Below are 13,066 nucleotides of genomic sequence, written 5' to 3' on the forward strand. Positions count from 1 at the left end.
ATATCAAGAGTATTACTTTTTAAGAGGATAATGGAAAATTTACTTGATAGAGACATAGAAACCTATATGAGTTGCTCATAGAATGATGTAAATGCTCTCTATTTTTTGTAATAGAAACTAATGCTTTGATGATATTACTGAGGAAAGGTGCATATTTTCATTGATATGTAAATATGCACCTTTTCTATTGTATTTGCAATTTAATAAAGTTAATTTGAATTTATGTAATGCACATATATGAAGCCATCTTTTAAAAAAGGAAGTGATTTATCATACACATTCAAGCTGTGAAAATACCAAAGAATATTGAAAGTCATTTGTTTAAGCAACTTAGTAACTTGGTTTCAAATGAGAAGAAAGAACGAATGAAGCGTTTATTAAACTCATGCGACGTTAATAGGACACTGATAGGGGATTTACTAATCCGATCTCTAATCTGCCAAAAGTATAAAATTAATAATGAAGAAATTAGATTTAAATATAATGAGTATGGAAAACCTTTTGTTGAAAATTTTTCTGACTTTCATTTTAATCTGTCACATTCAGGAGAATGGGTGGTTTGTACTACTGCTAATTTTAATGTGGGTATTGATATAGAAAAGGTTTCAGAGATAGAGGCTCTTAAATTAGCAAAAGAATTTTTTTCAGCGGATGAATTTTATGATATATCTAATATGAATTCTGATGAACAAATTAATTATTTTTATGATTTATGGACATTAAAAGAAAGCTATATAAAAACGATTGGAAAAGGGCTTTATACCCCATTAAATTCATTCTCTATAAAAAAAGAATCACGAGCTTTAATTTTATACAAGAATATACCTAAAAACTTTTACTTTAAACAATATAACATTGATCCAAATTATAAGTTATCTGCTTGTGCAACAAGGGATGAATTTCCGCAAGAGATAATAATTAAAGACATTTATGCAATTTTCCAAAATATATACAAATTTGAAAGTAAGGAGAAAATCAATGCAGAAGACTAAACTTTTTTGCTTTCCACATGCTGGGGGATCTGCGTTTAGTTACGCAAAATGGAAAAATCACTTTAATCCATATATTGAGGTAGTCCCGATAGAGTTAGCTGGTAGAGGATATAGAATTGAAGAAAACTTGTACCAAAGTATGGAAGAGGCAGTAAATGATGTCTACAATAAAATAGTTATGCAGATAGATGATTCGCCCTACATTCTATTCGGGCATAGCATGGGAAGTTTGATCGCCTATGAAGTAGCCAGAAAAATAAAAGATTCTAAAAACGTATCGCCTGAATTTCTTGTTTTGTCCGGTAGAAATCATCCAAATAGTAAAATAAAAAATATCCGACATAATCTTTCTAATGAGCAATTTAAAAGAGAAGTTATTGCAATGGGAGGTACACCATCTGGGGTACTGCAATCAGAAGAATTAATGGAGATTTTCCTCCCTATTCTAAGAGCAGATTTTAAAATCGTTGAGACGTATATTCATGACAAAAATACACAACCATGTGATATTGATTTTCTTATATTTAATGGGAAAAATGATGAATTTACTACATATGATCAAGTAATAAAATGGGAACGATACACAAGTAAAACGTGTACTTTTCATTCTTTTGAAGGTAATCATTTCTTTCTAAATGAAAATATTGAAGAAATAGCAAATAGTATTATAAGAAAGTTAGATTCTAAAAGATTTTCAAATAGTTTTTAGAGTTTTATAAGTATGCTCATAGCTAAAAATATTAAAGGGTTTGAAGTATACACTTCTTGTGCAGATATGCATGGCAAAAAGACAATCGAGTACATTCGGTGGTCTTTTTCTATTTTCATGGAGTTTGTGGCGAAATGGTAGACTTGCTAGATTGTGGATCTAGTATTCCGTTGAATGTGCGGGTTCAAGTCCTGTCATTCCGACCACGAGGGGGTATAATTTAAGGGCAAAATAGGGGCCTCCAGAACCTCTGACCATAATTGTATAAACGTAGCGAACATTTCCTATCTACAGGTCTATTTATGTACCAAAGGGATACATTCGGTACATATTTAATACAGCGCATTGGTGAAGCGGCCAAACACATCGCCCTTTTACGGCGACAACCGCGGGTTCGATTCCCGCCATCCACTTATACTTGTTCATTAAAAGGTTTCACAAACAATATGTAATACGTTATGGGTACTTACATAAATTTATTGATTTTCAGTTAAAAAAGTATTGTGCGATTACACACGTTATGTTACATTAATGTTACTAATTTGTTACATTGTATTATAAATGTTTCGTTTTTGTTTCTTGTTATTTCCGTAATGTTACAAAAAACTATAAATGTTGTTATGTGTATAGGAGTGTGTGTAGTAAAAAGTCTGAGTTGAAAGTACGTGCACACTTTAAATTTCCTTTCTGTCTGAATGAAGAAGACTACCAACTAATTAAGGGCTTTAAAGTAACCACTTTAAATAAAATGTGCTTCCTTTCCCACACACAATTGAGTACATATTTAAAGTACAGCCTAATTGCTACACAGACTCTTGTACATATAAACATTAAGGTGAAATAGAGATAAGAATTCATTACATAAAAAGCATTACCAAGCTAAACTTACAAAATATCATCTGTGCATTTTGATGAAATGTTAAAATGCCTAGATGATATTTTTTTTGAAGAATTCTTGGATATGTTTATGAATAACAATTCCTAATACTTAATGATTCTCTACTACTAAAACATCCGATAATTTATGTAATTAGATTTACAGGGTGTATGTACATTCACTTATATAGGGAAAATGAGGTTTTTCATATGAAGTATAGTTATAAAGTGTTTATATTTATTTGGACAATTATTTTATTGTTTTTTCTACTTTATTATGGTTACAGTGAAATTTCCGAAAACGAGCAAGTGCCAGTCATAACAATCAAACAATAAAAATAAGAGATACTACAAAAGCAAAATATAATAAAAATAGATACCTGAAAATGTTTAAGAACAGGAACAATTACATGCATAAACACCCTTACGATTTCCATGCATACCCCACGTCATTTGGGCAATAGGGGAAAAGTATTATTATTTGGCGTGCGCAATCTTCCATCACTAGTAGAAACGGAAAGTTCTGTATCCCTGCTGAAGGAGGAAGATGTCTACCTGCCAGGGGTCGGATCTATTCAGCATCTAGAAATATTGGAATTAAAAGTGTAGAAAACAAATGGTGAAAAGGGAACATATCTTGTGTTTCCTTTTTTATTCTTGTAGATAAGTCTGGGGAGAAAACGGGGATTTCTGCACGTAACATAGATCTCACCGGTATACTAATTGTGTTTTACGTATAGCTGGGAGTTGGTTTGATGGTATTTGCAATGGATGTGAGATTCTGTCATTCTTTTCATGAAATTGAATCATTAGACATTCCAAATATATTGTTTCCGAGTCAGTGCAGAAAATTGTATCAAGTGATTGGAGTCGGCATTCAAGAAGAATTCCGCAATCCCTATGTCATTATAAAAGAGCAACATGGTTCCGTTACATTCCGATTACCAGAAGAATTATCAACATGGGTGCAGAACAAATTATTACTTGTTAAAGGGAGCTAGTTTGTTTCCATACTGCATTTCAGTTAGCCATGCGAAGTTTTGTGCCATTTTTTGATCTCGGATATAAAAAGAATAGTCTGTCAGGTTAGGTGAGGTGAGGAGATGCCACCTTTGACTTTCACATCATACGTAGGATGTGGTGTAACTTGAATCAATTCAGATTTATGATTCTGAATAAACATTCTAACCTTTTCAAACTTGTTAATTACGGGCTGTATCTCCATTTTAAACCGATCATAGGGATATATTTTATTTTTATGGTAATACCTATCCAGTTCAATCAACTCTGACACTGCTGTATCAAATTCACTCTTTACTTCAGGATTTACTTTTTGCAACCATTCTTTTGCATAAGGGCGGAATGAAGATTTATAAAACAAATTCATATCAAAACGAGCTAATGTGAGTGGCTTTCCTTTTTCTTTTTGTTCTTTCATATAGGTAAATAATTGTTCAAGTTCCTCAGCTTTCCATACAGAGTATAAGGATTATTTCATCGCTTCTGTAGCGGTTGAGTTATCAAAATTTTGCTGAACAGCTGCTGCTTCCCAAAGCCCTGTTTCAAATGCAATCACATCATATTCCAGGTGTAACAGCTTGGGAGGAAGTGCTGGAAGACGGGACCCCTAAGAAAGCAAAAAAACTAGGTGTGAAATAATCAGTTATTTGTGATGGTGGATTCTCCTAGGTGGAGGATTCGCCGTTTTTTATTATACGTTATGTTGTGGTTTTTATATAAAGCATATTGAAAAGATGGATTAAATCTTCTGGAATGATGTCTCCATAATTAATCACTTGTACAATAACCTTTCAATTATCACTAAATCCATTCATATCAACAAGTTGTCCCATATATCCCTTTGTAGCAATATCTTTTAAAGTACGCTAAAAAATACCCTTTATTTTATCTTTATCTTATCTTTACCTTATCTTTAAATTTTTATATTAAACTTGAAACCTTAAAGTATTGATATATGAGTCTAAAAGGGTGGGAGATAGATGTTCATTACATAGTTTATATATAACCAATTACCTTTGAAAAATTGCATTTCTTATACGAGGAGGAATATATGAAGGATACAAGTAAAAAACAAATTATAAAAGTGTTCCTTATTAGTATTTTAGGCTTAGGAACAATACTTGGAATGCTATATTTTAATCATAAAACCAATATTCAACAAAATAAAGCGCTAGCCACCGAAAAACGTGTATTGCAATATGAGTCTACCTTAAAAAAAGAATTAGAAAAATATAATTTAGGAGAGAAAACACCAATTTTATTAGGAATTATGTATCAAGAGAGTAGAGGTGAGGGAAACGACCCTATGCAGTCATCCGAATCACTTGGATTAAAGCCAAATGAAATTCAAGAGACAAGCTTGAGCATTAAACAAGGGGTAAAGCACTTTGCTAAAATGTACAAATATGGAACGGAAAAAGATGTTAGCATGGATACAATTATTCAAAGCTATAATATGGGGCCAGGTTATATTGATTTTGTTGCTAGTCAAGAAGTTAAACAACACTCGGAGGATTCAGCCAAAAAGTTTTCTAAGATGAAAGTTGATCAAAATCCAGCGATGTATACTTGTGGTGGAAATAAAAATAATTTTAGGTATCCATATTGTTATGGTGATTTCACATATGCCACAAAGGTAAATGAAAAAACAAAACTTATTGAAGAACTTCTTCGAAATGTACATAGCTCTTCTAAATAAGTTGCAGAATGAAATATAATGATACCGTCAGTTAATAATAATAATAATAGCTAAGAAAAAACTACTTCCTTTCTTAATTCACATAATTTTCAAAAATAAATCCTATGGATGTTAATATTTGTTATATAATATATTTGTCAAAGCATTACCCCTAAAGTTTCTACAGTCAATCTGTAAGATAGTTTGTTTGGCTCGTATATTCACCTTAAACTAAAAAGAACTTGTAGAGAGTCCTACAAGTTCTTTTTGTTTTAAGGGTTAAATGTGGATTTCAAATATAGTTGCAATTTTTTGAGGGGGAAAAGTAAATGTTTATAAAAACAGAAAGATTATTAATACGGAAATTTGAGTTCAAAGATTGGCAAGCTGTTCATGAGTATACATCAGATATCAATGTTATGAAATACATACCTGAAGGGGTTTTTACTGAAGAAAATACAAGAAACTTTGTGAATGAAAACATTGGTGAAAACGCTAAGAACTTTCCTGTAGTATTAATTGATAAAGATATTCTGATTGGTCATATAGTTTTTCATAAATATTTTGGTGAGCATACATATGAGATTGGTTGGGTGTTCAATCCTAAATATTTCAATAAAGGATATGCTTCTGAAGCAGCACAAGCTACATTGGAATATGGCTTTAAGGAAATGAAATTACATAGGATTATAGCTACATGTCAACCACAAAATACCCCATCATATCGAGTAATGGAGAAGATTGGAATGAGAAGAGAAGGCTATTTCAGGAAGTGTATACCACATGGGAATGAATGGTGGGATGAATATTATTACGCTATTTTAGAAGAAGAGTAGTGTTTCAGAATGCATCATTTAAATTGACACTCTTATTCCTAAATAGGCAAGTTGACTATCTTTATTGGGGATTCTTGCTACTAAAGGCGAAGTTTATTTTCAGTATTGCTGACGTGCAAAACTTTGTATAATCTGATCTTATCTCTAAATCACAACTGTTACCCCATCACCATCAAGTTAAAGTTTCGTTTTATTTTGCTAACTTGATGGTGATGTGACGTAACCTTAATTATTTAAAAATTTTAAAAAGGCCCCTTAGTCATGTTAAAGGGACCTTGATCACGCAAATGATCTGTAAACCAATTCATTTTTGATATACAGATCATTTGTATAATAATTTTTATAAATAATTGCTAAATAGTGAATTTACATAAATGCTTTTAGTAGTTCTTGAATTAATGGGATTGCTCCACCTATAAATTTTAAAACTGCCATTGCGATTTCCATATTATTCTCTCCTCTTTTTCGTATTAAGATGTAATAAATCTTTATAACCTTATTATAGTAAGCGCTTACAATTATAACAATACATTTTCGTATGCAATATTGCATATTTATACATTAGATCTCTATTATTCATTTTTTAATGGTACTATAGCGAGGTGAGAGTCTTTAAGGGTTCTGCTTAATAGGAGGAAATATGGAAAGAGTGCAAGCGATTTACAGTAATCAAAAATTTAAGAGTTGGGTTAAACAGGTATTAGCTGTAGGAGGAGTAATAGGGTGCTGTTATTTGGTGTTATATGTTTTCTGTTTCTTAGTTATCATGTAAATAGTATACAACTAAACTAGTAGAGTCTTGCCTAGAAAGGTAAGGCTCTTTTATTGTAGTACCTGGAGATGAGCAAACTACATACAATATCTCTCAGGTTTTTCAGATCACTTTGTACGGTTTCTTGTTTAGAACACTAATTCCTATCATTGAAAACAGAATTCTATGGATAAAAAATATGTTTTTACTAGATACATATTAAAAAGACAAGCATAAATTATATTAGATTTTGACAAAGTCTTTTTGATTTCGAGAAGGATTTAAATCTTACTTATAGATTTGATTCCTTTTTATATAATATAATCCTTATATTGATACGTAAATATAATACAGTAATAATGATTTAAAAGCAAGAATTTTAGTAGCGGTACGTTCACACATCCATCAACTTAAGATTTTAAAGTAGCTCTTAAACAAAAAAATTCTTTTTTTAATTGATTAATAGTAAACAAGAAAGATTGGCAAATTAACAACTAAAGAGATTTATTCAGGTAAAATCTATCAAAAGGTCCTTTACAAAATTTATACATAATTCAATTACAAAATAATGTAAAAATTATGCATTTTTGTAAAATAAATTCATTGACACTTGTGTATATAAGTAACTATACTCGTTACATCAAATTGAATGCGTGATAATACGATTTTATTATTATTACAAACATGTAAATATAAAAATAGAAAATTTCAATTTGATAAATACAATGGTAGAGGTGTTTATTTTAATGAAGCACAAATTAATTGCAACAGGTATCCTTGCAGGAGCTATATTATCCTATTCTTCTAATATTTTAGCAGATACTCATAAATTCCCTGATGTTCCTACATGGGCTGATAAATCCGTTAACTATTTAGTTGATAAACAGGTATTAAATGGTTATCCAGATGGAACTTTTGGTTCAAATGACTCCTTAGACAGAGCTTCGGCTACAAAGATTATGACAAAAGTTTTAGGTATACAAATTGATCCTAATGCAAAACCATCTTTTACAGATTCACAAAATCACTGGGCTACTCCTTATATTGCTGCTGCTGAAAAAGCTGGTATTGTTAAAGGTGAAGGTAATGGAATCTTTAATCCATCCGGAAAAGTAACTCGTGCTGCTATGGCTACCATGCTAGTAAATGCATATAAACTACAAAGCACAGCAAATCATAACGAGCAGGTTAGATTTGAAGATTTAAAAGGGCATTGGGGAGAAAAACATGCCAATATTTTAATAGATTTAAAAATTTCTAATGGTACCGAGAACGGTTGGCAACCAAATAGATTTATAACACGTGCTGAAGCTGCTCAACTTACTGCAAAAACAGATATGTTACAACAAAATTTAAACGATGAAAAAGAGGTTATTACTGCTACCTCATATGAAGATTTAAATTTAACAGTGGCTTCGAAAATTACAGCTCAAGAGATTGATAGTTTTATTGCAAAATATCATTCAGATAGTCCCTTAGTTGGACATGGACAAGATTTTATCAATGCGCAAAATCAATATGGCGTGAGTGCTCATTATTTAGCGGCGCATGCGATTTTAGAATCTGGATACGGAAAATCAGAAATCGCATATCAAAAACATAATTTATTCGGTCTACGTGCATATGATGGAGATCCGTTTAAATATGCGAAATATTTACCAAGCTACGGCGATAGCATTGCTTATAATGCTAATTATGTACGAGAAAGATATTTGGAAGAAAATGGTATATATTATAACGGGCCAACATTAACTGGCATGAATGTGAAATATGCATCAGATAAAGGCTGGGCTAAGAAAATTGCAGGCATTATGGAACGTATTAAACCGTTTCGTGTAGAAGACTATACATATGCAAAAAAATTATCAAAGAATCCTGAAACATTAGATGTCGAAGCGTTATCAAATGAAATTCCGTATAAAATGTATGCAGACGGTTCAAGCACAAATGTTGTATCATCAGCTACTTACTACCAGGTACCTTATCCATTTAATTTGAAAATTAAAAGTAGACCAGATGTAGCTGTCGAGGAAAATAAAGTTGGTACAGTAACTCCTGGAACAACCATCTTTATTTATCGTGAAGATCCAAATGGATGGGTAGAATTCTCTTTTGAAGCTAATGGAGAAAAATATTGGACATTAAAAAATAAATTAAGTATGTAATTAAAAAGATCTATTGCACTAGTTTTAAAAGTATGGGATTGGACAATTGATTCTCTAGATTGGAAATACAGTAAATTACCCGTTGATGTAGCAGCTGCAAAGATTATTCAAAATGTCTTAGCAGGTGCGACATCCGCATGCTTTTTCGGGAAAATGTTGCGCAAAGTAGGTTCATTTTCAGCACTATCTCCTGGTTCACCGTAATCTTCAATGATGTAATCATTTCCATTTTTTATGACTGTCACACGGATTGGAAGTAAATGTCCTGCTTGAGGAACTGTCTGTGTTTCGCGGTTATATCCTTGCATGAGGGAATGGAGGTAGACATACATTTTTTCATCCTTCATTTCAGTTCCATAGATTATACGCGTCTCAAATTGTTTTTCTGTATGATTTAATTTGTCTTGATCCCAGGCAATGATACTTTCTGAAATAAGGGAATCTAGTTTGCTGTTTAGCGGAATGTCCGTTACATCCTTTGGATTATTTTGGACCGAATCACACCCTGTTGTAATGAAAACGAGTATGACAATACTTACGGTAATCATTATCTTTCTCAAAATCTTATTTTCATATGTTAATGCAAAACGTCTGCTCATTAATTCACTCCATTTCTCTTCGTGCCAATCAACCATTGACATAAATCATTTATATGACAATAGTAAAACCGATTTCATACTAGAAACTTATTCTATCCAAGGAAATATATTGCATTATATAATACATACTATACCATTCTTATACATAACGGGAGAGACTCTATGAGAAAAGTTATCATGTATTGCGGAATCTTTATTATGATTCTTTTAAGCGGTTGTGTCCGATTCGGAAAAGATACTACAGATACCATTTATCTCATTCCAGAAGCATACGAAGGAGACCTTTTGGTTCTATATAATGTTCCAGGAGCTGAGTTGTTGCCAGAAGAAGATGAGTTTCGTGTCGTTACTTTTTCTACAGACGGGACCGCAGTGACATCAACAGTTAATATGAAATATGGAGAAGTCAATGACACATATTACACAGTTAACAAGGAAGGTAAGCGTACTAAACTTGACGAAAGCTGTATACGCGTTGGTTCAAATGGAAGCACTACTGAAAACATTGGTAAAGAAAATGAGCATACATTCTCATACGCGAAATTGAAAGTAACAACTAGTGCATGCTCACAAAACTTTTCATCCTATGGCAGAGAAGTTCTAGAAAATCAAGAACACCCTGCAGAGAATAAGCTGAGGGACTTACTGGCTCATGTAAAAGAGAAGTATATGAAAGTGAAGGGCTAAATTTTAAAATTCTAAAAAGGGTGAATGGATGATGTTAGGGATAGGGTTGATTGTATTAAGTATTTTACTTGTCAGCATTGTATTTTTACCATGATGCTTTATTCCAAGTGAGACAGAAAACATGTAGTATTTTTATTCGTAATCATCCAAAAAAGAAAGAGGGATATTTGTTACAATCACGGCATTGTAGAAGAAATAGAATAAAAGAGGAAAATATATACTGTTACAAATTAATATTCCATGTGTTTTTTGAACATACATTACTTATCTTTAATGTATATATTGAATATATGAATATATTGTGTTATGATGTGAATTAGAAACTCGCGTGTTTCAAATACAACATTTTTATCTTTTTGATGACCTCTTATCTTTCCGTAAGAGGTCCTTTTTTTATCCCTCCGTATTGTATAGCCGCTAAAATACTATGAAAAGATACTAGAGACTACTACACTGTGATATCCTCTAGTATTTTTTCTTTATCTATATTATCTATTGTTAGGTAAACGACGAATTAGTACTTTTTGTATAATTTTCACAAAATAACTTTGAATCATTATTTATTTCAATATAAAGTAATGAAAGGACATATTTGACTATCGTCTTTAATTTTTCCGACAGCAAGCAAAGTTAGCATGTTTAATGCATAATCAGACGCCTGTAAATGAGCATTACTATTTAAATTTTTACCAGAGAGTAATTTAGTTAATTAGTAGAAAAAGGAAGGGGCCTATTTGGCTCCTTCCTTTTTCTCATACATACATAACGCTTGTTGACAACTTATGAAATAATAGCATTCATCGCTATTAAAATATAACATTAAAAGCAATTAATTAGATATGTAATTTTGCATATATTGTACTATTTCATGAATAGGAACAAAACTATTTATTCCTTTCTGTATGGAGACAAATAGATTTAGGTTTACTTAGGGTAAGAAGACCTGATCATTGATTGCTGGTTAAACCATATTTCTACGTATTTGAAACAAATTATTTCACTGAATTGTATGTTAAAGAGAGTGCGGGATTTATGAAATGTAGATTATTCCTTGATTTCTTACTCGTGATTTTACTTGGACATCGGAAAAGAAGTTACGTTATATACGATTTCAAAAGGGGATATTATTCAGTGCATCCAAAGATGCACTCCGTTTCCTGTTTCCTATCCTACTAAATTACCATTCCAAGCAAATTTCTTCTCTTTCAAACAATTCATCCATTGAATAAAGATAATTCGGCCATACGTATCGGAGGACATGAAACTTTCTTAATACCATTTGGAATATATTTCAATATACTTCCGATACTATAACAGATCGAAAATTTCTTTATTGGAGGTATATAATGGCATATCCATTTCGTAACTTAGTATTTGAAGGTGGCGGGGTAAAGGGAAGCGCTTACATAGGTGCCATCCGTGCACTAAATGAAGAAGGGATTTTACCAGAAATACAACGATTTGGAGGGACTTCAGCAGGAGCGATTACTGCATTACTTTTAGGTCTTTCCATTCCATTCGCAGATCTTGTAAAAATCCACAAAGACATGAATTTCAAAGCGTTTAAAGATGATGATTTTTCGATTGTACAAGATAACATTCGTTTGTTTTTTGATGGTTTTGGTATCTATAAAGGGGATTTCTTCACTGAGTGGGTAGGAAAGATCGTTGAAAAGTGGACAGGGAGTAAGGACACAACTTTTCAGCAGTTGTATGACAAAACAGGAAAAGACGTGTTTTTCCAAGGAACGAACGTTTCTACACACCAGCTTCGTACGTTTTCTCGCGAAACGACACCTGATGTCCCGTTAGTAGTTGCTGTGCGGATTTCGATGTCCATCCCATTCTTTTTTAAATCTGTGGAATGGGATAAAGATTATTATGTAGACGGAGGTGTACTCGATAACTACCCAATTCGTTTATTTGATCGGAAAAGTTTTGTGAATAAAGAAGAACACTTCACGACCACAGATACGATTGACGAGGTTAATAAACTGATAAGCAATATAGAGGATCATTCTACACTAAGAAGCTTACACACGAAATACAATGCATCTTTCTTTGATCCTACAGATGAAATTGTCTACAACAAAGAAACACTTGGTTTCCGTTTAGAATCTCAGGCGGAGGTTGCCATGTTAAAACATATCGCAACCTCAACAGAACATCATATTGGCCATTCTCTTATTCATTTTGCATGGAATTTGTCTCAAACCATGATCAAAGGTCATGAGAGCGGAAAAACCACCAAAGAAGATGCTGCCCGCACTGTATTTATTAATACATTCTTTACGTCGTCGTTTAATTTTGATATCACAGAAGAAGAAAAGAAAACACTCATGAATTCAGGTTATACTTCTACTAAAGACTATCTACATCAGTTTAATACGTCTGAAGTAAAATTGTTTAATCGACCATAAAGCCGAGTGCAATGCACTTGGCTTTTTTTAATCGTCCTGTAAATTCTTTTTTTAGTAGCTAATAAAAATTTAGATAGACTATGCATAGAACAAGAGAGAGGAGATAACAGAAAGTAATAAATATAAGTTTTGATGACTTCTTATTTTGTAAAACTAGGGTGTAGAAAGGGTGAAACAGGTGGAAGAAAAACGAATTATGATTTATACAATTTTTTGGCTAACACAGTACAAAAGAGAACCTTAAAACGGTGGATAGGAATGTATCAAAAAATGAATAGAGTAGCAAGGCGGATTTATTGTGGAAGTAGGGATTTTCCTTTTTCTTTCTACTGA

The 13,066-nt window shown here is 32.2% G+C and carries 9 protein-coding genes, 1 tRNA gene and 4 pseudogenes; 10 read left to right on the forward strand and 4 right to left on the reverse strand.

Features of this window, described 5'->3' with window-relative positions; genetic code table 11:
- Positions 1-287: 287 nt before the first annotated feature.
- The 4 genes from MKY21_RS12220 to MKY21_RS12235 all read left to right on the forward strand — a co-directional run bounded on the left by MKY21_RS12220 (position 288) and on the right by MKY21_RS12235 (position 3,578).
- Complete coding sequence (locus MKY21_RS12220; protein WP_033693990.1) at positions 288-992, forward strand: 4'-phosphopantetheinyl transferase family protein; 705 nt, start codon at positions 288-290, stop codon at positions 990-992.
- Positions 979-1,701, forward strand: a complete 723-nt coding sequence (locus MKY21_RS12225; RefSeq protein WP_341076358.1) for a thioesterase II family protein — start codon at positions 979-981, stop codon at positions 1,699-1,701. Before MKY21_RS12220 ends, MKY21_RS12225 begins: the two co-directional genes overlap by 14 nt.
- 347 nt (positions 1,702-2,048) lie before the next feature.
- Positions 2,049-2,108: transfer RNA gene (locus MKY21_RS12230), tRNA-Lys, on the forward strand.
- A gap of 1,224 nt (positions 2,109-3,332) precedes the next feature.
- Positions 3,333-3,578, forward strand: coding sequence for a hypothetical protein (locus tag MKY21_RS12235; RefSeq protein ID WP_016117935.1), 246 nt, complete (start codon positions 3,333-3,335; stop codon positions 3,576-3,578).
- On the opposite strand, the pseudogene MKY21_RS12240 reads toward MKY21_RS12235, so the two are convergent.
- Positions 3,579-4,177 (reverse strand): annotated as a pseudogene (locus MKY21_RS12240) (erythromycin esterase family protein); the annotation flags it as partial. It lies immediately after the preceding gene.
- Positions 4,178-4,313: 136 nt separating this feature from the next.
- Positions 4,314-4,436 (reverse strand): annotated as a pseudogene (locus MKY21_RS12245) (vancomycin resistance histidine kinase VanS); the annotation flags it as partial.
- A gap of 212 nt (positions 4,437-4,648) precedes the next feature.
- Between MKY21_RS12245 and MKY21_RS12250 the strand changes: the two are divergent.
- Both MKY21_RS12250 and MKY21_RS12255 read left to right on the forward strand, forming a co-directional pair.
- The gene (locus MKY21_RS12250; protein ID WP_016117937.1) at positions 4,649-5,296 is read left to right on the forward strand and encodes a lysozyme family protein; all 648 of its coding nucleotides are present in this window, start codon (positions 4,649-4,651) and stop codon (positions 5,294-5,296) included.
- A gap of 308 nt (positions 5,297-5,604) precedes the next feature.
- The gene (locus MKY21_RS12255) at positions 5,605-6,111 is read left to right on the forward strand and encodes a GNAT family N-acetyltransferase (RefSeq protein WP_000470144.1); all 507 of its coding nucleotides are present in this window, start codon (positions 5,605-5,607) and stop codon (positions 6,109-6,111) included.
- Positions 6,112-6,477: 366 nt separating this feature from the next.
- Here the strand turns inward: MKY21_RS12255 and MKY21_RS12260 are convergent, their stop codons facing one another.
- The gene (locus tag MKY21_RS12260) at positions 6,478-6,663 is read right to left on the reverse strand and encodes a hypothetical protein (RefSeq protein ID WP_001987408.1); all 186 of its coding nucleotides are present in this window, start codon (positions 6,661-6,663) and stop codon (positions 6,478-6,480) included.
- A gap of 945 nt (positions 6,664-7,608) precedes the next feature.
- Between MKY21_RS12260 and MKY21_RS12265 the strand changes: the two genes are divergently transcribed.
- Complete coding sequence (locus tag MKY21_RS12265) at positions 7,609-9,027, forward strand: S-layer homology domain-containing protein (RefSeq protein WP_061663294.1); 1,419 nt, start codon at positions 7,609-7,611, stop codon at positions 9,025-9,027.
- A gap of 24 nt (positions 9,028-9,051) precedes the next feature.
- A pseudogene (locus MKY21_RS12270) lies at positions 9,052-9,165 on the forward strand (polysaccharide deacetylase); the annotation flags it as partial.
- On the opposite strand, the pseudogene MKY21_RS12275 reads toward MKY21_RS12270, so the two are convergent.
- Positions 9,153-9,626, reverse strand: a pseudogene (locus MKY21_RS12275) (peptidase M56); the annotation flags it as partial. The pseudogenes MKY21_RS12270 and MKY21_RS12275 overlap by 13 nt on opposite strands.
- 162 nt (positions 9,627-9,788) lie before the next feature.
- On the opposite strand from MKY21_RS12275, the gene MKY21_RS12280 reads away from it, so the two are divergent.
- Complete coding sequence (locus MKY21_RS12280) at positions 9,789-10,313, forward strand: DUF6843 domain-containing protein (protein ID WP_061663295.1); 525 nt, start codon at positions 9,789-9,791, stop codon at positions 10,311-10,313.
- A gap of 1,346 nt (positions 10,314-11,659) precedes the next feature.
- Entirely contained in the window at positions 11,660-12,733 is a 1,074-nt protein-coding gene (locus tag MKY21_RS12285; RefSeq protein WP_000331137.1) for a patatin-like phospholipase family protein, read from the forward strand.
- Positions 12,734-13,066: the final 333 nt, after the last annotated feature.

The organism is Bacillus sp. FSL R9-9497 (genome assembly GCF_038005805.1).
Taxonomy (GTDB): domain Bacteria; phylum Bacillota; class Bacilli; order Bacillales; family Bacillaceae_G; genus Bacillus_A; species Bacillus_A cereus.